This window comes from Pontibacter russatus (genome assembly GCF_009931655.1).
Lineage (GTDB): Bacteria > Bacteroidota > Bacteroidia > Cytophagales > Hymenobacteraceae > Pontibacter > Pontibacter russatus.
In genome coordinates this window covers 3646416-3670704 of sequence record NZ_CP047984.1, presented here as the reverse complement: position 1 = coordinate 3670704, position 24289 = coordinate 3646416, and the positions used below count along the sequence as shown (strand labels likewise).

Below are 24289 nucleotides of genomic sequence, written 5' to 3'. Positions count from 1 at the left end.
AGTATACATGGAAGCAAAATTCTCAAACCGAGTGAAAGAGGTTATCTCGCTTAGCCGTGAGGAGGCAATTCGGCTCGGTCATGACTACATCGGCACCGAGCACCTGGTGCTGGGCATGATTCGGGAGGGAGAAGGTACTGCTATTGCCCTGCTGAAGAAGCTTGGCGTTTCGATAGATGAGTTAAAGTACGCTTTAGAGCAGGCTACACGAAATACAGCAACACAGAGCAGCAATATTACCGGAAGTATCCCGCTCACCAAGCAGACGGAGAAGGTGCTGAAGATAACGTACCTGGAGGCGAAAATCTTCAAGAGCGACATCATCGGCACAGAGCATCTCCTCTTATCCATCCTGCGGGATGAAGACAATATATCTTCTCAAATTTTAGCGAAATTCAACGTGAACTACGAAGCAATAAGAGATTCCCTGGATTATCACAGCAATAATCCGCTCGCATCGTCAGACACTGACGACTCTGACGACTCTGACAAGTTATTTGGCAGCTCGTCTTCGCGTGCAGGCAGCAGCGCCAGCAAAAAGGCTGGTGAGAAGTCGCGCACCCCGGTGCTCGACAACTTTGGCCGCGACCTGACGAAGCTGGCAGAAGAAGACAAACTGGACCCGATAGTGGGCCGTGAAAAAGAAATAGAGCGCGTGGCCCAGGTACTGAGCCGCCGCAAGAAGAACAACCCTATCCTGATTGGTGAGCCGGGCGTTGGTAAAACTGCCATTGCCGAGGGCCTTGCCCTGCGCATCATCCAGAAGAAAGTAAGCCGCGTGCTGTTCAACAAGCGCGTGGTAACCCTGGATCTTGCCTCTCTGGTGGCTGGCACAAAATACCGTGGCCAGTTCGAGGAGCGCATGAAGGCGGTGATGAACGAACTGGAGAAGTCTCCGGACGTGATCCTGTTCATTGATGAGTTGCACACGATTGTGGGTGCCGGTGGCGCTTCCGGCTCGCTGGACGCTTCCAACATGTTCAAGCCAGCCCTTGCCCGCGGCGAGATCCAGTGCATCGGCGCCACTACGCTTGACGAGTACCGCCAGTACATCGAGAAAGACGGCGCTCTGGCCCGTCGTTTCCAGATTGTGATGGTGGATCCGACCACGCCGGAGGAGACGATCGAGATCCTGAACAACATCAAGGACAAGTACCAGGACCACCACCACGTCAACTACACCGACAAGGCGATTGAGGCCTGCGTGAAGTTCAGCGACCGCTATATGAGCGACCGCTTCCTGCCAGACAAGGCGATAGACGTGATGGACGAGGCCGGTGCCCGCGTACACATCAACAACATCATTGTGCCGGAAGATATCCTGAAACTCGAGGAGCAGATCGAGAACATCAAGGTGGAGAAGAACCGCGTGGTGAAGAGCCAGAAGTACGAAGAGGCGGCCCAACTGCGTGATAAGGAGAAAAAGCTCATCGACCAGCTCGACACAGCCAAGAAGAACTGGGAAGAAGAGACCAAGAAGAAGCGCTATACCGTGAAAGAGGAAAATGTGGCAGAGGTCATTGCCATGATGACAGGTATCCCGGTAAAGCGTATCGCGCAGAAAGAAGGCGTGAAGCTCCTGAACATGGGCGAAGAGCTCAGAGGCAAGGTGATTGGCCAGGACAAAGCGATCGGCCAGTTGGTGAAAGCCATCCAGCGTACGCGCGTTGGTCTGAAAGACCCGAAGAAGCCAATCGGTTCGTTCGTGTTCCTGGGCCCGACCGGTGTCGGTAAAACAGAGCTTGCGAAAGTGCTGGCCACGTACCTGTTCGATAAAGAGGATTCGCTGGTGCGCATCGACATGAGTGAGTACATGGAGAAATTCAGTGTGTCTCGCTTAGTGGGAGCGCCTCCGGGATATGTGGGTTATGAAGAAGGCGGTCAGCTGACGGAGAAGATCCGCCGCAAGCCGTACTCTGTGGTTTTGCTGGACGAGATTGAGAAAGCGCACCCGGATGTATATAACCTGCTCTTGCAGGTGCTGGACGATGGTATCCTGACGGACGGTCTTGGCCGCAAGGTCGACTTCCGTAATACGATCATCATCATGACCTCAAACATCGGGGCCCGCGACCTGCAGGACTTTGGGGCCGGTATCGGTTTCATGTCGAAGACGAAGCAGGAGAACGTGGACGATATCATGAAGGGCACTATAGCAAGCGCCCTGAAGAAAACGTTCTCTCCCGAGTTCCTCAACCGCCTGGACGATGTGATCGTGTTCAACTCGCTGAGCCGGGAGGACATGCACAAGATCATCGAACTGTCGCTGAGCAAGCTGTTCACGCGTGTGGAAGCCCTTGGATACACCATCGAGCTCACCAAAGAGGCGAAAGACTTTGTGGCTGAGAAGGGATATGACCCGAAATACGGTGCCCGTCCGCTGAACCGCGCCATCCAGAAGTACATCGAAGACCCGATTGCGGAGGAGATTCTGAAAGCCGAGGTAAACCAGGGCGACGTGATTCTGGTGGACTACAAGGAGGGAGAGGAGAAGCTGACATTCACCTCGAAGAAGAGCAGCGGCAAAAAGGCCAAGAGTGCCTCCGACGAAGAGGAGACAGAGCCAACCAAGTCCACGGACGCTGACAAGACAAAAGAATAAACAGCACAATGTATATGGAACAAGGGCTGCCTATAAAGGCAGCCCTTGTTTTTTGCCCGCTCGCTATATATGCTTCGTGCTTACAACTTGCCTCCTCTGAAAAATGATACTCCCGTACAGGATTTAGCGGCAGAGTTTTATAAATTTGAGAATTGATGATTTGATAACACAAGCTTCATTTTACCATATATAAACCACATGGCAGGAGAAACCAGAGAGAGCCAACTGCAGACGCTGGAGCGGAAAAACGCCGAGGCGCTTTTGGGCGGCGGACAGGACCGCATAGAGGCACAGCACCAGAAAGGGAAACTGACGGCACGCGAGCGCATCCACCTGCTGATGGATGAAGGCTCTTTCGAAGAGATCGGCAAGTTTGTGATGCACCGCTCCAAAGATTTCGGCCTGGACAAGCAGTACTTCCTGGGCGATGGCGTGGTGACGGGCTACGGCACCATCAACGGCCGCCTTGTTTATGTTTTCTCCCAGGATTTCACCGTGCTGGGCGGCTCCCTCTCCGAAACACACGCCGAGAAGATTGTGAAGATCATGGAGCTGGCCATGAAAAACGGAGCGCCCGTAATTGGCCTCAACGATTCCGGCGGGGCCCGCATCCAGGAGGGTGTGGTGTCGCTGGGCGGCTATGCCGATATCTTCTACCGCAACACGCTGGCCTCCGGGGTTATCCCGCAGATATCGGCCATCATGGGCCCATGCGCGGGCGGCGCCGTGTACTCCCCGGCCATCACCGATTTTGTGATGATGGTGGAAGACACCTCCTATATGTTTGTTACTGGCCCGAACGTGGTGAAAACAGTGACGCACGAGGAGGTGACGTCGGAGGAGCTGGGCGGCGCCAGCACCCACAGCTTCAAGAGCGGCGTCACGCACTTCTCCTGCGCCAACGAGGTGGAGTGCATCACGCACATCAAAAAGCTGCTGAGCTATATCCCCCAGAACTGCGAAGACCTCCCACCCGCCCTGCCCTATGAGGCCTCCGGCGACGAGACACGGGAGATACTGGATACCATCATCCCGGAGAACCCGAACCAACCCTACGACATCCGCGAGGTGATTGAGGGCATCATTGACGCCGACACCTTCTTTGAGGTACACAAAAACTTTGGGGACAACATTGTGGTGGGCTTTGCACGGCTGGGCGGGCGCAGCATCGGCATTGTGGGCAACCAGCCGGCCGTGCTGGCAGGAGTATTGGATATAAATGCCAGCACCAAGGCCGCGCGCTTCGTGCGTTTCTGCGACTGCTTTAACGTGCCGCTGCTGGTGCTGGAGGACGTGCCGGGTTTTCTGCCGGGCACCGACCAGGAGTGGCGCGGCATCATCACCAACGGGGCCAAGCTGTTATTTGCTTTCTGCGAGGCGACGGTTCCGCGCATCACCGTCATTACCCGCAAAGCCTACGGCGGCGCCTACGACGTGATGAACTCCAAGCACATCGGCGCCGATATGAACTTTGCCTGGCCCACCGCCGAGATTGCCGTCATGGGCGCACAGGGAGCCGCCGAGATCATCTTCAAGCGCGAGATTGCCGCCGCCGAGGACCCGGAGGCGAAACTGGCCGAGAAAGTGGAGGAATATAAAAAGAAGTTCGCCACCCCCTACCGTGCGGCCCACCGTGGATTTATCGACGAGGTGATACTGCCGTCCGAAACAAGAAGCAAGCTGATCAGGGCGTTTAAGATGCTGGAGAATAAAGCCGTTACTCTTCCACGAAAGAAGCACGGAAATATTCCGCTTTAAGGTTTCATTGTGAATTAGAAATTAGAAATACCCGTATGTATATACCTGTATTCTGATTCTAACCATTTATGATTTTTAATTTCTGATTTTTAATTAGCAACCATGCGACAAGAATCTTTTGATTTCTTACAGAAATACCTGAACAACTCCTCCCCGACTGGTTTTGAGGCAGAGGGGCAAAAACTGTGGCTGGAGTACATCAGGCCCTACATCGACTCCTATTTCACCGACACTTACGGCACCGTGGTTGGCGTTATCAACCCCGAAGCGGAATACAAAGTAGTGATTGAGGCGCACGCCGACGAGATTTCCTGGTTTGTGAACTATATCACCCCGGAAGGCTATATCTACCTGAAGCGCAACGGCGGCTCCGACGCCCTCATTGCCCCCTCCAAGCGGGTGAACATATATACCGCAAAGGGTATCGTAAAGGCTGTTTTCGGCTGGCCCGCCATTCATGTGCGCAAGGTGGAGCAGGACAAAGCCCCCACCATCGAAACGGTGTTTCTGGACTGCGGCGCGAAAAACCGTGAGGAAGTGGAGGAAATGGGCATACACGTGGGCTGTGTGGCTACCTTCGAGGACGAGTTCACGGTGATGAACGACCGCTACTACGTGGGCCGCGCACTCGACAACCGCATCGGGGGCTTTATGATAGCTGAGGTGGCGCGCATGCTGAAGGAGAACAACAAGCAATTGCCTTTCGGTTTATATATCGTGAATGCCGTGCAGGAAGAGATTGGCCTGCGGGGGGCCGAGATGATCGCGCACCGCATCAAGCCGGATGTGGCCATCATCACCGACGTGACCCACGATACGCAGTCGCCGATGTACGAGAAGAAAACGAGCGGCGACATTCACTGCGGCAAAGGGCCTGTGATTGCCTATGGCCCTGCCGTGCAGAACAACGTGCGCGACTTGATCATCAACACTGCCAAGGAAAAGGACATTCCGTTTCAGCGCTCGGCTGTTTCACGTGCCACCGGCACCGACACCGACGCCTTTGCCTACTCCAACGCGGGCGTGGCGGCGGCGCTTATCTCGCTTCCGCTCAAGTATATGCACACCACCGTGGAAACCGTACACAAAGACGACGTGGACAACGTGATCAAGATGATATACGAAACGGTGCTCAATATCCAGGACAAGCAGGACTTCCGCTACCTGAGCTAAGCATCTGTTCTTACCGTATAAGACCTCCGGAGTCAAAACTCCGGAGGTCTTTGATTTTAGCCGCTTCTGTTATAACGTGAACTCGGGAATTAAACAATATATAAATAATTGATTAACAAGGTCTTATGTAGTATTTTAATCACTAAGCAATCGTAAGTATCATGTCATATATCTGCATTTGTGGGCTATATTTCCCGAAATAGAAGAATACATCAACCAATATTTATATTAAGGGCTCTGGAAGTGTAAATTTTAAAGAATAATTTCCGAGTTCACGTTGTTATATATAAGCCACTGGATATGCACCGCTACCTGTTCTGGGTTCTTCTGATTCTGCCGTGGGTTGTACTGGCCATATACCTGAGCAGGCCCCAGGATGATCCCCGCGTGACGGCTTTCATCCTGGTGTCGCTGGTCATCCACCTGGGCATTATTATCAACATCCGTAGAAAATCGGTAGGCATGACCGTAGCCCAAACATGCAAGGCCTTCGTGCCTTTCTGGGGCCGGAACGAATACAAACGGCTGTACTTCCAGGAAGTGTAATTATTCGCTTATATATAAACTCTCACAGGTCTCAGAGGCAGCCATCATTCGTAACTCGGAACTCGTAATTCGGAACTATATATGCTTTTCACAGACCAGATGGGCCACCAGATCACGCTTCCTGCGCTGCCGCAGCGCATCGTGTCGCTGGTGCCGTCGCAAACGGAGCTGTTGTTTTACCTGGGCCTGGCGGACCGGGTGGCGGGGCTCACGAAATTCTGTATCCGCCCGCAGCCACTGGTAAAGCAGAAGACCATAATCGGCGGCACCAAAAACTTCCGGTTCGAGGAAATAGACGCGCTACAGCCTGATTTGATTATCGGCAACAAGGAAGAGAATTACAGGGAGGGGATTGAGGCGCTGCAGCAAAAGTACCCGGTGTGGATGAGCGACATTTACACGCTGGAGGATGCGCTGCAGATGATGCAGGAAGTAGGCAGGCTAACCGGCACGGAAGCCAAAGCCACAGATCTAATACAGCAAATCCGCTCAGGCTTTAGGAGTTTGCAGCCGGTGCCGCCGCCCATCAGTGCCGCCTACTTTATCTGGCGCGAGCCCTATATGGCTGTGGGCAGCCACAACATCATCGACCATATCCTACAGCGCTGCGGCTTCCGGAACGTCTTTTCTGACCTGCCCCGTTACCCCCAAATCACTCCCGAACAGCTACAGAAGGCCGCGCCACAGCTTATCCTGCTTTCATCGGAGCCATATCCTTTTAAAGAGAAACATATTGCGGAGTTCCAGGCGCTGTGCCCGCAGGCGCTGGTGAAAGTGGTGGATGGCGAGATGTTCAGTTGGTACGGCAGCAGACTGCTATATGTGCCGGCGTATCTGCAGCAGGTTGTCAGGGAAGTGAGCGCCGCATCAGAAAATTAAGCCTGCAATTTCCTCAGCAAATGAGTTGCTCTGCCAGCTACGGCTTTGAAATATGCGGAGTCCTGCTCCACCTGCCGCCTGCTCCGCTGCAGGACCTCCCGCCGGTTCATGGGGTCATCCAGGCCCGTGAGCTTTATAAGCTGGATGAGCCGTTGCTTCTGTTGCTTACTCTCAGGCTGGTGCCGCTCCAGTTTCTCTACCAGCAATTCCCTGAAATCTTTTTTCTCGATCGCTTCCTCGTCCAGCAGCCGGAGCATGGCCGCAACCGCCTCATCCTTAAAGCGGGTCGTGATGGCTATATCGATCAGTGCAGCGATGGTTGGGGCAGGAAGCCGCATCAAGGTGAGGTAGCCGCCGCCCTGCGCGGCGGCTGTGGCATAATACCGGAGCCAGAACGCGCCCGTAACCGGATCTTTATAGACAGCGGCATAATCCCCCGCCGAGCTTTCCATCAGTCGCATGCTTGCCAATTGCTGCGCTATCAGGTCAGCATCACCGTACAGGCGCCTTTCTCCCTGCGCTGTCATGCATTCTCCGCAATCTCAAATCCCACTTTCTCCAAATCCTCCCAAAACCGGGGGTATGATTTGCGCACCACGCTGGGCTCCTGTATCTCCACGGGCTCCAGCAGGGCCAGCGGGGCAAAGGCCATCGCCATGCGGTGGTCCTGATAGGTGCGGAACGACAGTTTCTCCTTTGTCAGGATGCCAGGCGTTAGCCGGAACACGCCGGGCGTGATTTCCTCCAGCGAGGAGTTCATGCCCAGCACCTCCAGTTGCAGCGCCTGAATACGGTCTGTCTCTTTGATGCGGAGGCTCTCCAGCCCCGTCATGTCCACACGCGTACCGATGCCCGCGCAAAGCGCCACTACTGTCTGCACCAGGTCAGGACAATCGGAAAAGTCGAAGGAAACGTGGCGCTCCTGCTCCTTCTTCGTCAGTTTCACGCCCTCTTCCGTGAAGGTGGTATATACGCCCAGCCGGTACATGATGTCTACAATGGCGCGGTCGCCCTGGAAGGATTTCTCCTTCAGGCCCAGCAGCGTAATGTCGGCTTCCTGCGCCAGCGCCACCAGGCTGTACCAGTAACTGGCCGCCGACCAGTCTGACTCCACGCTGAACGAGGCTGCCTTGTAGGGCTGGTGGGACACTATTATCGTATTGCCTTCGAATGTGGCGGACACCCCAAAATGCTCCATCAGCGAGAGCGTCATTTCTATATAGGGGCGGGAGCCGATTTTGCCCTCCAGTTCCAGCTCGAGTCCATCGGGCAGCAGCGGACCCACCATCAGCAGCGCCGATATATACTGGCTGCTGATGTCGCTGCGCACTTTCAACCGGCGGTTGCCATTGCCACGGAAGCCGTTCATTTTCATGGGCGGATACCCCTCCTCGCCCAGGTACTCAATATCAGCGCCTAACTCGCGCAGGGCCTCCACCAGCACCTTGATGGGCCGCTGGCACATGCGCTCCGTTCCGGTGAGTATTTTGCGCTGCCCCGTCACGGCATAGTAGGCCGTCAGAAAGCGCATCACGGTGCCGGCATCCTCCGCGTCGATGGTTTCGGCGTCGCTTTGCAGCAGGCGCTGCAGCAGTTGGGTGTCGTTGGCCTCCGACAGGTTGTGCAGCTCCGACTCCTGCCCCGACAGGGCCGCGATGATCAGGGCGCGGTTCGCCTCGCTTTTGGAGGCGGGCAGTTTTATATCTCCTTTTATTTTACCGGTTGGGTGCGTGAGTGTAACGGAGCGTAGTTTTTTTGATGATATCATAGTGATTGATAGTAGCGTAAGGACTCCCGGATGTCGTGGAGTGTGATGGGCTGGTTGTAGATGGCGTGCCCGATGCCAGCCAGCAGCGTGCAGTTGATGGCCGAATGGGTGTTTTTCTTGTCCTGCAGCGCCAGTTCCGCAATCGGGTCGATGTCGTCTTTCTTGATCACCACCTTCTCGTACACCGTCTCCAGGAACACCTCTATTTTGTCCAGGTCATCTTTGGCCAGCACCTCCTTTTTCACTGAAAGGAACGCCTCGCAAATCATGCCGACGGCAATGGCCTCGCCGTGTAGCAGCTCGCGGCCCGGCTGGCGCATCATATAGGTTTCCACGGCGTGGCCCACCGTGTGGCCAAAGTTCAGCACCTTGCGGTAGCCCCCCTCCAGCGGGTCGGCCTCCACTACTTTGGCTTTGATAGCCACGGAATGACGAATCAGTTCCTCCCAGTCGTCCGTCATCAGGCCCACGTTCCGCTGCTCCTCAAACTTGGCGGCATCGGCAATGAGCCAGTGCTTGATCAGTTCGGCATAGCCAGACTTCAGCTCGCGCTGCGGCAGGGTTTTCAGGAAACCGGGGTTGATAAATACCGCCTGCGGCTCCTGGTACACACCGAGGTGGTTTTTGAGCCCGTGGAAATCAATACCCGTTTTGCCGCCCACGCTGGCATCTACCTGCGCGAGCAGCGTGGTGGGCACCTGCACAAAATAGATTCCGCGCTTGAAAACGGCCGCGCAGAAGCCGCCCATATCCCCGATCACGCCGCCGCCCAGGTTCACCAGCACCGACCAGCGGTCCAGGTGCAGCTCGGTCATGCGTTGCCATATATAATCGCAGGTTTGCAGCGTCTTGTGCTCCTCTCCGCTCTTAATCTGGATGAGGTCGTGGGCGGGCAGGTGTGGCTTCAGGAGCGGGTAGCAGTGCGCCAGGGTGTTTTCGTCCACCAGCACCGCCACCTTGCTGAAGGCCCGGTTCTGCAGCAGCGCGGGCAATTCCTGCAGCGCCTGATTCCCGATGTGTATTGTCTCTGTCACGGTGTAAGGGTTTATATCTCCCATTTATACGCGCGGCCCGTTGCCAGACTGCAACCGCAATATAATGGCTATGTCCGTACTTTTCCCTACCAGCGGCCAGAAAAGACTTGTAACAGGTGGCGGATTTATAAAAAATAAAAAATTATATACGGAGGCGGCTTGTCACTTTCTCAACGCCAAAGCTCAAAAAATAAGAACCTGGCAAATTAAACCGGCGATTGGAACCAACCTCACACTGAAGCCGAAAGCAGTATAAATCAGCATGGTTTTTGTCCGACAACCCGCCTCAAAGATGGTCGTTAACAAGGCCCGAACCGCTATCTTTGCGGCGCTAATTAGACTTACATGAATATCGGTACCAAAGTGTCGTTCGACGACACAGCCATAGCGTTTGAATCGAAATCAGACGCAGCATTATACAAGATGTACCTGCTGTTTAAGATGATGAACAGCAATACACTCGTAAAGGTAGGCGGAAACCTGCTGAACACGGCCCTGGACCTGTACCTGCCCGTCAAATTCATCATCAAGCAAACGGTCTTCGACCACTTCTGCGGCGGCGAGACGATTGAGGAGTCGGAGCGGGTCATCCGGGAATTGAGCAAGTATCACATCGGCACCATCCTCGATTACTCGGTGGAGGGCGAGGGCGACGAGAAAAGCTTCGACGCCACCCGCGACGAGCTGCTGCGCACTGTGGAGAAGGCCCGCGACCATGCCCGCATCCCCTTCTCGGTGTTTAAAGTGACAGGCCTGATAGGTATAAACCTGCTGGAGAAAGTGCAGGCCCGGCAGGAACTCACTGCCGCCGAACGGGCTGCTTTTGAGCGGGGCCGCGACCGCGTGAACGCCATCTGCCAGCGCTGCCACGAAGCCAGCGTGCCGGTGTTTATAGATGCCGAGGAAAGCTGGATACAGGAAAGCATCGACAACCTGGCCTATGAGATGATGGCCCGCTATAACAAAGCACGGGCGATTGTGTACAACACCTATCAGCTGTACCGCCACGACCGCTTGGAGGTGATTCAGCGCGACTACACCACGGCAGTGCAGGAGGGCTATTACCTGGGAGCCAAGCTGGTGCGGGGCGCTTATATGGAGAAAGAGCGCAAACGCGCGCAGGCCATGGGCTACCCCGACCCCATCAATCCCACCAAGGAGGCCACTGACAGTCTGTTCGACGAGGCCCTGCGCTTCTGCGTGGCGCATATCGGCCATATATACTTCTGTGCCGGCACCCATAACGAGCAAAGCTCCTACCTGCTGATGGACCTGATGGCGGCGTATAACATCGCTCCCAACGACAGGCGCGTCTACTTTTCGCAGCTATATGGCATGAGCGACAACCTGAGCTACAACCTCGCCAAGGCTGGATACAACGTGGCGAAGTATGTGCCATACGGCCCGGTGGAGGCCGTGATGCCGTACCTGCTGCGCCGCGCCAACGAGAACACGGCCATCGCCGGGCAAAGCAGCCGCGAGTTCAACCTTATCAAAAAGGAGATGGAGCGCCGGAAACGCGTAAAGCGTGGCTGAAATCAAAAGGCTGGCAGCTATTGCCAGCCTTTTGCTGTTATATAGCGCGAACTGTAAAATTGTTTTGCTATATGCTCTTGGTTGCTGTACATCCCACTGGGCTCAATCCCTTAAATTTCTATAGCTGGCTTTGGTGCTCTCAGGCCGAGAGGCCTCGTTTTGCCTTGAGCTGGCGAATGTCTTATATATCGTTACACAGAGTTTTTGTCATCAGTAAATTAAGCCATATATAAACGGAGCGGCCCCGCGCTGTTGCGCGGGGCCGCTCCATGTGTTTAGAACTATAAGCAAACCGCTGCAGTTCTGTTATAACTACTCAACTACAGTGGCAGAGTCAGTCAGAACAGCAGTAGTGTCTTCTTCTACTACAGGCTCGTCTGTGATAACTTCTTCGTCTGTAACAACTTCTTCTGTCTCGATTACTTCACCTTCAGTGGTAGCAGCCTCTTCTGAGTTACAAGCTGTGAAAGCAGTAAGGGCGAAAGCTACGAAAGCGAATTTAAATAAATTTTTCATTTTGTGTTTGTGATTAAGTTTTTTGGTTTCGATTTTGAACTTCATACCGGAACCTCCGATAGGTAACCCGGTATTTGAAAAAAAATCAAAATTATTTTTTGAGCGGGTTACATTGCGTCACCAAGCGTATTAAAATTGACTGGAATGAAGAAGGGTTTGTATGAGACGGACGAGGCGGTGATGGAGGGTATCCGGCAGGACGACGAGCGGGCGCTGGCCTACCTGTACAAACGCTACTTCCCGATGATTTCTCACTTTATTCTGAACAACAGCGGAACCGACGACGAGGCGAAAGACATTTACCAGGAGGGTGTCATCGTGTTCTACGAGAAGATAAAGGCGAACAGCCTGGAGCTGAGCTGCCAGATAAAGACCTACCTGTACTCGGTGTGCCGCAGGCTATGGCTGAAGCGGCTGGCAGAAAAGGGCCGCTACACCGTGAAGATGGAGGACTCCGAGGATTTCCTGCCTGTGGAGGAGGACACGCTGCAGCACGAGGAGCAGGAAAAGCAGTTCGGCATCATGGGCGACTCACTGCAGCAGTTGGGGGAGCCCTGCCGCAGCCTGCTGGAGGACTTTTATATATACACGCAGAACATGCAGGTAATTACGGAGAAATACGGCTACACCAACTCCGACACGGCCAAGAACCAGAAGTACAAGTGCCTGCAGCGTCTCAAGAAATTATTTTTTGCCACCTACAAACCCGAGGTGTGACCGGGTTAGCGATAAACGGCCAGCAGAAGGCCACCCTATAAGAAGATGTTAGAGTACCGCGCTTACGAGCAAATAGAAAGCTACCTGAATGGGGAAATGGCCGCCGAGGAAAAGACGGCGTTTGAAGCCCTGATGCGCACCGATGCGCGCCTGGCAGAGCAGGTGCGCGAGCACAGGCAACTGCTGCAGACTATGCACAGCTTCGGCCAGCGCCAGGCCCTGAAAAAGCAACTGAACCACATCCATTCTGAAATGGAGGCGGAGACAGCCCCCGCTGCGGCCACCCCAGCTGGCTGGAAGGTGTTCTGGAACCGCCACGCCCAGACCATTGCCGTGGCGGCCAGCGTTTCGTTACTTTCAGTATTTGGGGCGCAGTGGAGCGTGCAGCAGCTGAAGGCGCCGGTGCGCCAGCAAGCCGACCGGTATATAGAATTGCGCCGCGAGGTAGAGCGCCTGAAAAAAGCGCAGACTGCCATCATCAACGGCATCAACGACGCCACCAAGCCCGCTCCGCGCCCGGCCACATTCAGCGGCACCGGCTTTGCCATCAGTTCCGACGGCTTCCTGGTCACCAGCTCGCACGTGGTGGAGGGCGCTGACTCCGTTCTGATTGAGAACGAGTCCGGGGAGAAGTTTAAGGTCACGGAAGTTTACCGCGACCAGATTCACGACCTTTCCATCCTGCGGGTAACGGACACCACTTTTCAGGCGTTCGGGGCGCTGCCTTACACTTTCAAGACGGAGGAGGCCGATTTGGGGGAGAAAGTATATACGCTGGGCTACCCGCGCGAGGACATTGTGTTTGGCGAAGGCTCCCTGAGTTCATCCAGTGGTTTTGAGGGCGATACCACGGCCTACCAGATTTCTATCCCGCTTAACCCGGGCAACAGCGGCGGCCCCTTGCTGGACGACAAGGGCAACCTGATTGGTGTTATCAGCGGGAAGCAGGCGGGCCAGGAAGGCACCTCTTTTGCCATCAAATCAGCCTATTTGCTGCAGATGTTGGCAGAGTTACCGCCGGAACTAGCCCCTATTAAGACATCCTTACCTAAGAATAATACACTTTTAGGGCAGAAACGGCCGCAACAGCTGAAAAAACTCAAAAATTATATATTTGTGGTGAAAGTTTATAATTAATTAGTAAGTATATAATTATTTTTAGCGTAAGAAATAATTAACCTTCTTTTAGCAGTCTAAATTTACACCATAGCTTAACATTTTAGATAAAATATCAGTTAAAATAATCAGAAGAAAAGATAATTTATCTTAGAACCTAAATTTTAATTGTAAGCTATGAAAAAGAAAACGATAATTCCAATTGCCTTTGCCGCAGCAATGCTCTTTGGCTGCGCCAGTTCAAACGACACCATGGACGACGCCACCGCCATGAACGAAACAACTGTGAGCGGAGGAGTTGTTGCTGACGAAACAGAAGATGTAGTAGAAGCAACAGCCGACATGGTAGAAGACCTTGATGAAGGAAAAGAAGAAGTAGCAAATGAGAGGGAGGATGTAAGAGAAGAAGTTGCTGAAGCAGTAGATGCCGCCACCATCAAGACCTTAGTGATTGAAAGGGACATCGTGGTTCCGGTTGCGACCGTGGCCGTTGCAGCTCTTCCGATAGAGAATCCTGTTGCGATTGATGAAATGTTTGAGGACATAGACGAGACAGAGACCTACAGCGTGATGGACTTGGCCAAAAAAAGCCCGAACCTTTCCACTTTTGTGCAACTGATAGAACATGCCGGTTTGGAGCAGGATATTGCGCGCCTGAATGAGGTAACCCTTTTTGCGCCAACCAACGAGGCATTTGCCAAAATGGACAAGCAAAAGTTAGAAATGCTGCTGAAGCCCGAGAACATGGCTAACCTGATGTATGTGCTGCAGGCCCATGTGCTGCCGAGCAAGGTGAGCTCCATGCAGTTTAATACGACACAGCGGATTGAGTTGACAGAAGACAGCTACATTCCGGTGAATGTAACATTGGGCGGAACCAATGTAGTTGTTGGTGGTGCAAGCATCGTCAAAGACAATGTAGAAGCCTCTAACGGTTTTATCCACGTTGTGGACAGTGTAATCCTACCATCTGAAGTTGCTGTTGAGGACGCCGTAGGTAATTAATCCCGGTTTCTAATATGATAAATCGAAGGCCTTTCTGTAGTGGAAGGGCCTTCGATTTTTTACAGCCTCCCCTCTGGATTTTGAATGGCGCATCGCGCAGGAATGGCGCAGCTTAAACTGTTTAGGCTGTTTGCCCGTTCATATAGACCCATCAATACAAAACAGCATTATGAGAAAATTTATATATAAGCAGACAGTAGCAGTGGCCGCGGCAATAGCACTCTGCTCCGGCTGCGCCAGTTCAGACAGCACTTTGGATAATGCTGGCACCGTCATAGAGTCGCCGGTGGCTGACGAAAATGAGACGGCGCCGCAGGCTCCCATGGACCCGGACACGGACATGTCGTCTGAACGCACAGCAGACACCAACATATCGGCAAACAACGAACTGGGCAGCAACCTGAACATCGTGGCGCTGGTGCAGCAGAACCCCAACCTCTCGACATTTCTCGAGCTGGTCAGAGCCGCCGACCTGGTGGTGACACTGGAAAGCCCTGCGCCCTACACCGTTTTCGCGCCGACCAACCAGGCTTTCGCCGACCTTCCGGCCGGGGCCCTCGAAAGCCTGAGAGACCCCGCCAACAAACTGGAACTGACGCGCATCCTGCAGGCGCACATACTTCCCAACCGCATCGTGACCGAAGAGATGCAGGATAGCATGCCCATGAAAACAGCGCAGGGTGAGGAAGTGGTGGCAACGCGGAGCGGCGCTGAGATAAAAGTGGGCGGTGCCACCGTCATCACCCCTGACGTACGGGCCTCCAACGGCGTGGTGCATGTGATAGACAAGGTGCTGATTCCGCCTAAAGTGAACGAAGACTAAGGCCATCCCGCAACACCCCAACGTAACCATAGTTACCTGTTGCCGTTAAATCAAACAGACAGCGGGTGCATAAAACCACCTGTCTGCTTACGAACCTATAAACCTAAATTTAAAAAAGCTATGATGAATAGAACTGATAACGCGGGCATGATGACCGCTATGTTTCCTGACAGAGTAAGTGCAGAACGCGCGTATGAAGAGCTAAGAGCACGCGGCTACGACAAAGACGATATAAATGTGGTGATGTCTGACGACGCCCGCAAGCGCCATTTCGGAGACGACGACAGAGAGCATACAACTGAACTGGGCAACAAATCGCTGGAGGGCACAGGTGCTGGCTCGGCCATCGGCGGTACACTGGGTGCCATCATCGGTGCGGTAGCTGCCATCGGTACTTCCGTAGCCATTCCGGGCCTTGGGCTGGTAGTGGCCGGTCCGCTGGCGGCTGGTCTGGCCGGTGCCGGTGCAGGCGGCCTGACAGGCGGACTGATTGGTGCCCTGGTAGGCGCAGGCATTCCGGAGGAGCGCGCCAAGGTATATGAGTCTGGCGTGAAAGAAGGCAACATCGTGCTGGGCTTCAGGCCGCACAATGCAGACGATGCGCGTTATTTTGAGACGCACTTCAACAAACACAGAGGAGAACATATCTATTATTAATCTATTAATCGGTAATAGATTTCAGCATAAAGCAGATAGCCTGTCCCTTTCGAGGGGCAGGCTATCTGCTTTACAGGGCTTCCGCCTATATACCCGCCACAGCGCCGTGTGAGATATGGCTATCTTGTTCATCCTGTTTATATATGAGCTGCTTCTATATAGATCCTACCCCACCCACTCTCACAGGTTTGCACATAGTTCATGCGGCTCAACAGAAAACAATTCACGCTGGATGCGTATGCAACTGGTATATATTAAATATTTTTACCTAACGCACAACTACTATGAAAAAGACAATAATTGCCGCTGCCTGCCTTGCCGGGGTGCTGGCCTTTGCCTCCTGCGACTCCGGCACTGGCGAACAACAAGCGACAGAAGCCAGCGGAACACCAACAGCAGCCGAAGTCGATTCTACGCTCACGGAGGATGAGCAGGAACTGCTTGCTTTTGCGGCCCGCAACAACATGCTGCAGATAGAACTGGGAAAGATAGCCGCACAGCAAGCCAGCACAGACGAACTGAAGCAATATGGCCAGCAACTGGTGGATTGGCACACCACCAACCAGCAGGAGCTCCAGGAACTGGCTCAGGAGTACGGCGTGACGCTCCCACAGCAGATGGAGGAGGAGCAACTGGAATACATGGAAGAAATCAGGGATGCGAAGCCAGAGGAGTTTGACGCTGAGTATTGGGAAAGTGTGACCAAGGCGCAACGGGAGGCCATCGACGAGTACGACGACAACCTCAAAGACCTGGACGAGACAGACGCGAGCGCCTTCAGCCTATGGGCACGCAATGCGCAGAAAGAGCTACAGGCACAGATGGAGCAGGCAAAAGCCTTTGAACTGGAGCTTAAAACCAACGAGGGCGGTATCAGCAACAGTCTGTAAGCCCCTGCTTTCAGGTTGCCGCCTGTTTCCATATATAAATGAAGTCTGTTCAGCCGAGGTGGATATGCTGGACAGACTTCATCTTAAAGCAATTCTTTCAGCACCTTCCAGGTGTGCTGTGCCAGCACCTTCTGCCCCTCGGCATTGGGGTGCAGCCCGTCCGGCAGGTTCAGGTGCCGGTTGCCTACCACCCCCTCCAGCAGAAACGGGATAAAAGAGGCGTTCTCCTTCAGCGCCAGCTCCCGGAACAGCTTCCTGAACTCGGCGGCATAGCGGCCGGGCACAATGTCAGGTATCTCCATCCCTGAAATGATGATTTTCACTTCGGGGTTTTTCAGGCGCACTTTGCGTATAATCTCGTGCAGGTTTCTGGTTGTCTCGCGTGCCGGGATGCCGCGCAGGCCGTCGTTGGCGCCCAAGGCCAGCACCAGTATGTCCACCGGCTCGCGCAGCCAGCGGTCTATCCGGTGTACGCCGCCCGAGGAGGTGTCGCCGCTCAGACCTGCGTTCATCACTTCATAATCATACCCTTCCCGCTGCAGCTGCGCCTGCAGCAGACTGGGGTAGGCCTGCGCGGCGGGCAGGCCGTAGCCGGCAGTAAGGCTGTCTCCAAAAAACAAAATATGCTTCATCTCCCTCTCACTCCAGTTGATTTAATCCATTTACCCAGATGCCCAAAAAATGCGGGCCCTGCCCAAAAAAAGGGTTACCATCCAATGTGGCAACCCTTTTTATAGGCATTATATATAATATGATATATATAAACTTTCTTAATCTATCGAGTCTTTCATCCGGCGCAACTGCTCACAGGTGGCCAGCGACGCGTTTTTCTGCTTCTCCACCATCTGCACCACGTTTGGCGGCAACTCGGTTTTATGGTCCAGGGCATCGTTATACGCTTTCTGCGCCCACTCCTCGCCTGTAATGTTGGCTTCCAGGATAGCCTCCTCGTCGCTGCCGGTCACGGTTGATTTTACGTCCATCCAGCCCCGGAAGATTTTGCCCTTCGCGGTGGTGCTGTCCTGCCGCTGCCCTCCCAGGCTGCTGAGCGTGCTGTTGATCTCACTGGCAAACCTGTTGCTCTCCTGCATCAGGTCTTTATAGTATGCCTGGTGCGCCGGGTTCTTGGTGTGCTCGGCAGCACGTTTGTATCCCTCAATCCTGTCGTTCACGAACTGGTTCAGCTCCTGAAGAACATTCACAGCATTTTCATTGTAGTTTTGCATAGCTTTATTTATTATGGTTCACGTGGTTAGAGAAACGAAAATTTCCATCCAAGAGTTATATAGATATGGCCGGTGCGCCGTATACGTTTATAGCGGCCATCACCGCGCACGTTTGATGCCTCTCCTATGAAATAACGCGTTTTCATGTTACATTACGGCTTATGCCTCCTATACAGGCGACCCGGAAGAAGCGGCATTACTTTTGCGTAACTTTAATTAAGTCCATTTTACTAAACAGATGCTATCATTGAAAACCCGTTTTAAAATCATATTGTCGGTTTTTGTAGTGATCCTGCTGACAGGCTCCTTCATCCTCTACAGCCGCGACAACCCGCCGGTAGACAAAGATCAGATACTGATAAAGGTTCTGATGCAGGGCCTTGCCTCCGGCCACTACGAGCCTGAGAAAATCGACGATGCCTTCTCGCAGAAGGTGTTCGACCTGTACCTGGACCGCCTCGACTTCAACAAGAAGTTTCTGTTGGCTTCCGACGTGCAAAACCTGCGCAAGTACAGGACCGCCATCGATGACCAGCTCCGCGAGGGCTCGCTGGAGTTCTTCGAGGTGTCTTCCGATCTCATCGACCAGCGCATGAAAGAGTCTGCGGCGTATTACAAGGAAATCCTGAGCAAGCCTTTCGACTTTATGAAGGCAGAGACCATCGAGACCGACGGCGAGAAGCTGGCCTACGCCAAAGACAAGGCCGCGCTGAAGGAAGCCTGGCGCAAGCAGCTGAAGTACCAGACCCTTATCCGCCTGGCCGATATGAAGGAAGAGCAGCAGAAGAAACTGGAGAAAGGCGATCTGAAAGAGAAGAAGACGCCGGAGCAGATGGAGAAAGAGGCGCGCGAGAAAGTCATGAAAACCTACGATGACCTGTATGACCGCCTGGCCAAGATCAACACCGAAGACCGCCGCACCACCTACATCAACGCCATTGCCAACGTATATGACCCGCACACCGGCTACTTCCCCCCAAAGGACAAGGACAATTTCGACATCGCATTCACGGGCCGCTTAGAGGGAATCGGCGCCTCGCTGCAGGAGAAGGACGGACAGATTAAAGTGATGGAGATTGTGCCCGGGAGCCCCTCGTACCTGCAGGGTGACCTGAAACCCGGCGACGCCATCCAGAAAGTAGGCCAGGGCGACAACGAGCCTGTGATAGTAGAAGGCATGCGCCTGGACGACGCCATCCAGCTGATCAGGGGCAAAAAAGGCACTGAGGTACGCCTGACGGTGGAGAAACCGGACGGTAGCATCCAGGAGATTCCCATTATCCGCGACGTGATCGTGCTGGAAGAGGGCTACGCGCAGTCGGCCATCATCAACGACAAGGAAAAAATCGGATACATAAAGCTGCCCGGCTTCTATGCCGACTTCGAGAACAAGGACGGCCGCTTCAGCGGGGCAGATGTGAAGAAGGAGATAGAGAAGCTGAAGGCCGCAGGCATGGAAGGCCTGATTCTGGACCTGCGCAACAACGGCGGCGGCTCCCTTTCTGATGCCGTGGAAATGGCCGGCCTCTTTATTGAGGAAGGCCCCATCGTGCAGGTGAAGACAGCCTCCGGCAAGGCCGTGGTGCTCGACGACCGCGACTCGCAGGTGCAGTACGGCGGCCCGCTGGTTATACTGGTTAACTCCAACAGCGCGTCTGCCTCCGAGATTCTGGCAGCCGCCATGCAGGACTACAAACGCGCCGTGATTGTGGGCAGCCCGACATACGGAAAAGGCACCGTGCAACAGTTCTTTGAGCTGGATGACGCCCTGCCCTCACAGTTCGACGCTTACAAGCCGCTCGGGGCCCTGAAGCTGACCACGCAGAAGTTCTACCGCATCAACGGCGGCACCACGCAGCTGCGCGGCGTTACACCCGATGTTATCCTGCCGGACACTTACCGCTACCTCGAGTTTGGGGAAAAAGAGCAGGAATACCCGCTACCGTTCGATGAGATCAAGCCAGCCAGGTACAGTATCTGGAAAGACGGCAAGCTGAACCTGCAGCAGGTGAAAGCCAACAGCAAGACCAGAATCGCGCAGAACAAGACTTTCTCTATGATTGAGGAAAGCGCACAAAGGCTGAAAGAGCAGTCTGACAAAACAGAGCGCTCGCTGCAGTTAGAGAAATACCTGGCCGAAGAGGCAAAGGCAGAGGCCGTAGCCAAGCGCTTTGAGGCCGCGCAGGAGCTGGTGCCGGTGCTCGACGTCATTCGCCTGAAGCAGGATATCCAGGAGTTGGGCGGCGATACCGCCAAGGTGGCCCGCAGCAAAGAGTTTGTGAAAAGCCTGACACAGGACGTATATGTAGAGGAAGCTGTGGACATCATCCAGCACGACCTGAACGGGCTGTCCATCACCAGGAAGCAACCTGACGCTGTAGCGCCCCGATAATGCTTTCGTATCTATAAAAAGCGCCTGCTATGATTCATAGCAGGCGCTTTTTATATTAGCCCTGCAAGCTTTCTTCCTATGCCCGATTCCCGACCTTCACATTTTCCAGCCGCCGCAAGGGTTATCTATACCCTTTGGCTGCTCCTCTTACTGCCAGCCTTCCTAAGCAGTTGCGCCACTACTCCCGCCGCTGAGGACACAGCGCGGCAAAGAGGGCTGATAACAGACAAGGCCATGGTGGTTTCGGCGCACCCCGAAGCCTCACGCGTGGGCATGGGGATTTTGCAGAAGGGCGGCAATGCCTACGATGCCGCCATCGCCACGCAGTTTGCCCTGGCGGTGGTGCTTCCGGCGGCAGGCAACATCGGCGGAGGCGGCTTTCTGGTATACCGGCAGCCTGACGGAGAAATCGGTTCGCTGGATTATAGAGAGACAGCCCCCGCCGCCGCTACCGAAACGATGTACCAGGATTCAGCTGGCAACGTGCTGGAGGGGCTGAGCACCGGCGGCCACCTGGCGGCGGGTGTGCCCGGCACCGTTGACGGCATGGTGAAACTGCATCAAAAGTTAGGTTCGCTACCCTGGGCAGCGCTCGTGCAACCGGCTATTGACCTGGCCACGAACGGTGTGGTGCTGACGGAGAGAGAGGCAAGTGGCCTGAACAGCAGCAAAGCAGCCTTCATAGAACTCAACCACCACATCCCTTACCTCGTGCGGGACGCTATATGGCAGGCGGGCGACACGCTACGCCACCCCGACCTGGCCCGCACCTTAACCCGCATCCGAGACGAAAGCCGCAGCGGCTTTTATGGAGGCGAAACAGCAGATATGATTGTGCAGGAAATGCGGCGCGGCAACGGCATCATATCGCATCAGGATTTGCAGGACTACACCTCGGTCTGGCGCACGCCCGTAACAGGCAATTACAAAAACTACCGTATCATTTCGATGGGGCCGCCTTCCAGCGGCGGGGTGGCGCTGTTGCAACTCCTGCAGATGGTGGAGCCTTACGACCTGAGCCAATACGGCTGGCAAAGCGCAGAGACCATACAGCTGATGACAGAGGCAGAGCGCCGGGTGTATGCCGACCGCGCCACCTATATGGGCGACCCTGATTTCGTGGAGGTGCCCGTGCAGGAACTTTTGGATGCAGCTTACCTGAAACAGCGCATGGCCTCCTTTGATTTAGCCAGGGCCACGCCTTCTGCCACTGTAAAGGCCGGGGAGGTGCCGGTACATGAGTCGGAGCAAACCACGCACCTCAGCATTGTGGATGCTCTTGGCAATGCCGTGTCGGCGACCACCACCCTGAACGGCGCATATGGCTCTAAAGTAGTGGTAGAAGGTGCCGGGTTCCTGCTGAACAACGAGATGGACGATTTCAGTGTGAAGCCGGGCGTGCCCAACATGTTTGGTCTGGTGGGAGGCAAGGCCAATGCCATCACGCCCGGCAAGCGCATGCTCAGCTCCATGACGCCCACCATCCTTGAAAAAGACGGCAAGCTATATATGGTGGTGGGCACACCAGGCGGCTCCACCATCATCACCTCTGTTTTCCAGGCCATCCTGAACGTGGTGGCACACGACATGACGATGCAGGAGGCGGTGGCAGCGCCGCGCTTCCACCACCAGTGGCTGCCGGATGAAATCATGCACGAGCCGGAGGCCATGTCCCCGGAGGTGCGCGAAATCCTTATCCGCAAGGGCTATAAATTGGAGGAGCGAGGCCGATACGGCCGCGTAGACGCCATCCTGGTGCTGCCGGGTGGCAAGTTAGAGGCAGGCGCAGATCCGCGCGGAGACGACACGGCAGCAGGTTTCTAAGCTGTTTCCTGTCGCTGCTTCCGCTTCCGGATAAAGCCAGCCACATATACACCCACTGTCGCCATGCCCGTCACGGTCATTAGCCCAAAGACGGTGGCCCGGCGGCTGCGCACCTCAGGCGATAACTTCGTTTTATCCTTTTTGGATGGCGCCACTGCTTTTGCAAACATGCTGCCGGTCATCAGCGCGAGGGCGGTGGTAAGTCCCACGGCGGCGTGCGCCACATTCCTGTTCCCGGCTTTGACGCCGGAGTTCAGCAAGAGCAAGGCCCCGCCCACCGCGGGCGGGATCAGCGCCGTCTTCGGGCGACTCTCGTTCAGGAAATAACTCGTTAGCCCAGCCCCGATGAGGGTGGCGGCATGGGCGTTGTTGGCGATATCCGGTCTGTCTACGATGTCCATCTTCATGCTTTTTTACTCCTTTACCAATTCCGGCACACCCGGGTTATATATAATTCCAGGAAAGCAGCTCAGGCAAATCATATATAACATACCTTATATAAAAAGGCGGCCATTACATTTTAGCCAGCGCCTGCTCCAGGTCCCGGATGAGGTAATCCGGGTCCTCCAAGCCTATATAAAACCGCACGAGGTTGAAAGGCAGGTCCGATTTCATCTCTTCGGAGGCGTAGGTGGCGGATATCGGGAAAACAAGTGACTCGTGGCCGCCCCAGGAGGCCGCCATCAGGAAGTGCTGCAGGCTGTCGCAAAAGCGGTCCGCCTGCGCGAGCTTGTCTGCCCGAAGCAGCAACGAGAACTGGCCCGAGTTATTCCGCATCTGCCGCTGCGCCAGTTCATATTGCGGGTGCGCGGGCAGAAACGGGAATAGCACCTGCTCCACTTTCGGGTGCCGCGCCAGGTACTCCACCACCTTTCGTGTGGAGGCTGCCACCCGCTCCATCCGCACCGGCAGCGTGCGCAGCCCCCGGATGAACAGCCACGCATCGTGCGGCGACATCACCGCACCCAACGTCATATACTCCCCCTTAAAGATTTTATATATATTTTCGCGGGAGCCGCAGACAACGCCGCCCATCACATCAGAGTGCCCGCCTATATACTTCGTGCAGGAGTGTACCACCAAATCAATCCCATATTCAATCGGGTTCTGGTGCAGCGGGCTGGCGAAGCTGTTGTCGATGATGGTGCTGCAGCCGTGCTGTTTGGCAAGGGCCGCCACCGCCGCCAGGTCCTGCAGTTCAAACGTGAAGGAAGTCGGGCTTTCGAGGTATATAAGTGTGGTGTTTGGTCGGATGGCAACTTCAAAATTTTCGATATCATCCCCCGCCACCATCGTCAGGTTCACGCCGAAGCGCGGCAGGAATTTCCGCATCAGCGTTTTGGCCCAGCTGTACGGATGATTTATGCATATTATGTGGTCGCCCGCCTTCACCTGCGACAGCACGGCCGCCGCCACGGCGCCCATGCCGCTGCCAAACGCGATGGCGTCCTCCGCCCCTTCCAGCGCTGCCAGTTTCTTTTCCAGAATCGTCACGGTGGGATTGTTGCCCCGGCTGTACAGGTACTCCTCGGCCTCGTGCTGCATCTTGTGCCGCATCTCCGCCACCGTTCTGTTCGCAAAGTTGCTGCTCTGTATAATGGGTGGCGCCACAGCATTAAAATACCGTTCCCGCTCCTCCCCCAGTTCGTTGATGATGTAGGATAAATCCATATGCAATTGCTTCGCTTTCTTCCCTTTTACTGCATCCGCATGCATTCCGTTCTGCAACAGGCAGATGCCACAATTCACTACTATCCACTTTGCAATTACTAATATAATTAGCATAAAGCAGCTATTCTTCAGATATATATAATTAAAGCTTTTATT

General features: G+C 54.6%; 23 protein-coding genes. 15 read left to right on the top strand and 8 right to left on the bottom strand.

Annotated elements, in window-relative coordinates; all coding sequences use genetic code 11:
* The first annotated feature begins 7 nt into the window (after positions 1-7).
* The 5 genes from GSQ62_RS15290 (at position 8) to GSQ62_RS15270 (ending at position 6958) form a co-directional block, all read left to right on the top strand.
* Entirely contained in the window at positions 8-2602 is a 2595-nt protein-coding gene (locus tag GSQ62_RS15290) for an ATP-dependent Clp protease ATP-binding subunit (protein ID WP_161890313.1), read from the top strand.
* Positions 2603-2800: 198 nt separating this feature from the next.
* Positions 2801-4360, top strand: a complete 1560-nt coding sequence (locus tag GSQ62_RS15285) for an acyl-CoA carboxylase subunit beta (protein ID WP_161890312.1) — start codon at positions 2801-2803, stop codon at positions 4358-4360.
* Between the two features lie 102 nt (positions 4361-4462).
* Positions 4463-5533, top strand: a complete 1071-nt coding sequence (locus GSQ62_RS15280; RefSeq protein WP_161890311.1) for a M42 family metallopeptidase — start codon at positions 4463-4465, stop codon at positions 5531-5533.
* A 300-nt stretch (positions 5534-5833) separates the two neighbouring features.
* Entirely contained in the window at positions 5834-6079 is a 246-nt protein-coding gene (locus GSQ62_RS15275) for a hypothetical protein (protein WP_161890310.1), read from the top strand.
* A gap of 81 nt (positions 6080-6160) precedes the next feature.
* Entirely contained in the window at positions 6161-6958 is a 798-nt protein-coding gene (locus GSQ62_RS15270) for an ABC transporter substrate-binding protein (RefSeq protein ID WP_237586659.1), read from the top strand.
* Here the strand turns inward: GSQ62_RS15270 and GSQ62_RS15265 are convergent.
* The 3 genes from GSQ62_RS15265 to aroB are packed head-to-tail and all read right to left on the bottom strand — an operon-like array spanning position 6955 to position 9760.
* Positions 6955-7485, bottom strand: coding sequence for a hypothetical protein (locus tag GSQ62_RS15265; protein ID WP_161890309.1), 531 nt, complete (start codon positions 7483-7485; stop codon positions 6955-6957). The two genes, GSQ62_RS15270 and GSQ62_RS15265, sit on opposite strands and share 4 nt — an antisense overlap.
* Positions 7482-8726 (bottom strand): 3-phosphoshikimate 1-carboxyvinyltransferase, encoded by a 1245-nt coding sequence (locus GSQ62_RS15260; RefSeq protein ID WP_161890308.1) that lies wholly within the window; start codon positions 8724-8726, stop codon positions 7482-7484. Before GSQ62_RS15260 ends, GSQ62_RS15265 begins: the two co-directional genes overlap by 4 nt.
* Positions 8723-9760, bottom strand: a complete 1038-nt coding sequence (aroB, locus tag GSQ62_RS15255; RefSeq protein WP_161890307.1) for a 3-dehydroquinate synthase — start codon at positions 9758-9760, stop codon at positions 8723-8725. Before aroB ends, GSQ62_RS15260 begins: the two co-directional genes overlap by 4 nt.
* A 70-nt stretch (positions 9761-9830) precedes the next feature.
* Here aroB and GSQ62_RS15250 point away from each other — a divergent pair, with 70 nt between their 5' ends.
* On the top strand, positions 9831-10016 hold the full coding sequence (locus GSQ62_RS15250) for a hypothetical protein (protein ID WP_161890306.1): 186 nt from the start codon (positions 9831-9833) through the stop codon (positions 10014-10016).
* Positions 10017-10105: 89 nt separating this feature from the next.
* Positions 10106-11296: a proline dehydrogenase family protein gene (locus GSQ62_RS15245; protein WP_161890305.1), complete on the top strand. Its 1191-nt coding sequence runs from the start codon at positions 10106-10108 to the stop codon at positions 11294-11296.
* Between the two features lie 312 nt (positions 11297-11608).
* Here the strand turns inward: GSQ62_RS15245 and GSQ62_RS15240 are convergent, their stop codons facing one another.
* Complete coding sequence (locus tag GSQ62_RS15240) at positions 11609-11812, bottom strand: hypothetical protein (RefSeq protein ID WP_161890304.1); 204 nt, start codon at positions 11810-11812, stop codon at positions 11609-11611.
* A 144-nt stretch (positions 11813-11956) separates the two neighbouring features.
* Here GSQ62_RS15240 and GSQ62_RS15235 point away from each other — a divergent pair, with 144 nt between their 5' ends.
* From GSQ62_RS15235 to GSQ62_RS15210, 6 genes are all read left to right on the top strand, one after another.
* Positions 11957-12529, top strand: coding sequence for an RNA polymerase sigma factor (locus GSQ62_RS15235; RefSeq protein WP_161890303.1), 573 nt, complete (start codon positions 11957-11959; stop codon positions 12527-12529).
* 45 nt (positions 12530-12574) lie between these two features.
* Entirely contained in the window at positions 12575-13666 is a 1092-nt protein-coding gene (locus GSQ62_RS15230; protein ID WP_161890302.1) for a S1 family peptidase, read from the top strand.
* A 156-nt stretch (positions 13667-13822) separates the two neighbouring features.
* Positions 13823-14650: a fasciclin domain-containing protein gene (locus GSQ62_RS15225; RefSeq protein ID WP_161890301.1), complete on the top strand. Its 828-nt coding sequence runs from the start codon at positions 13823-13825 to the stop codon at positions 14648-14650.
* Between the two features lie 169 nt (positions 14651-14819).
* A complete protein-coding gene (locus GSQ62_RS15220; protein WP_161890300.1) occupies positions 14820-15473 on the top strand; it encodes a fasciclin domain-containing protein in 654 nt (217 codons plus the stop codon).
* Between the two features lie 123 nt (positions 15474-15596).
* Positions 15597-16130, top strand: a complete 534-nt coding sequence (locus tag GSQ62_RS15215) for a hypothetical protein (RefSeq protein ID WP_161891468.1) — start codon at positions 15597-15599, stop codon at positions 16128-16130.
* Between the two features lie 284 nt (positions 16131-16414).
* A complete protein-coding gene (locus GSQ62_RS15210; protein WP_161890299.1) occupies positions 16415-17020 on the top strand; it encodes a DUF4142 domain-containing protein in 606 nt (201 codons plus the stop codon).
* Between the two features lie 83 nt (positions 17021-17103).
* Here GSQ62_RS15210 and GSQ62_RS15205 read toward each other — a convergent pair whose 3' ends face one another.
* Complete coding sequence (locus GSQ62_RS15205; protein ID WP_161890298.1) at positions 17104-17652, bottom strand: arylesterase; 549 nt, start codon at positions 17650-17652, stop codon at positions 17104-17106.
* 138 nt (positions 17653-17790) lie between these two features.
* Positions 17791-18246 (bottom strand): ferritin-like domain-containing protein, encoded by a 456-nt coding sequence (locus tag GSQ62_RS15200; RefSeq protein ID WP_161890297.1) that lies wholly within the window; start codon positions 18244-18246, stop codon positions 17791-17793.
* 238 nt (positions 18247-18484) lie between these two features.
* Between GSQ62_RS15200 and GSQ62_RS15195 the strand changes: the two genes are divergently transcribed.
* Both GSQ62_RS15195 and ggt read left to right on the top strand, forming a co-directional pair.
* On the top strand, positions 18485-20638 hold the full coding sequence (locus GSQ62_RS15195) for a carboxy terminal-processing peptidase (protein WP_161890296.1): 2154 nt from the start codon (positions 18485-18487) through the stop codon (positions 20636-20638).
* 78 nt (positions 20639-20716) lie between these two features.
* Positions 20717-22462, top strand: coding sequence for a gamma-glutamyltransferase (gene ggt, locus GSQ62_RS15190; RefSeq protein WP_161890295.1), 1746 nt, complete (start codon positions 20717-20719; stop codon positions 22460-22462).
* On the opposite strand, the gene GSQ62_RS15185 is transcribed toward ggt, so the two are convergent.
* Both GSQ62_RS15185 and GSQ62_RS15180 read right to left on the bottom strand, forming a co-directional pair.
* Positions 22459-22863, bottom strand: a complete 405-nt coding sequence (locus tag GSQ62_RS15185; RefSeq protein ID WP_237586657.1) for a hypothetical protein — start codon at positions 22861-22863, stop codon at positions 22459-22461. The two genes, ggt and GSQ62_RS15185, sit on opposite strands and share 4 nt — an antisense overlap.
* Before the next feature lie 112 nt (positions 22864-22975).
* A complete protein-coding gene (locus tag GSQ62_RS15180; protein WP_161890294.1) occupies positions 22976-24133 on the bottom strand; it encodes a trans-sulfuration enzyme family protein in 1158 nt (385 codons plus the stop codon).
* Positions 24134-24289: the final 156 nt, after the last annotated feature.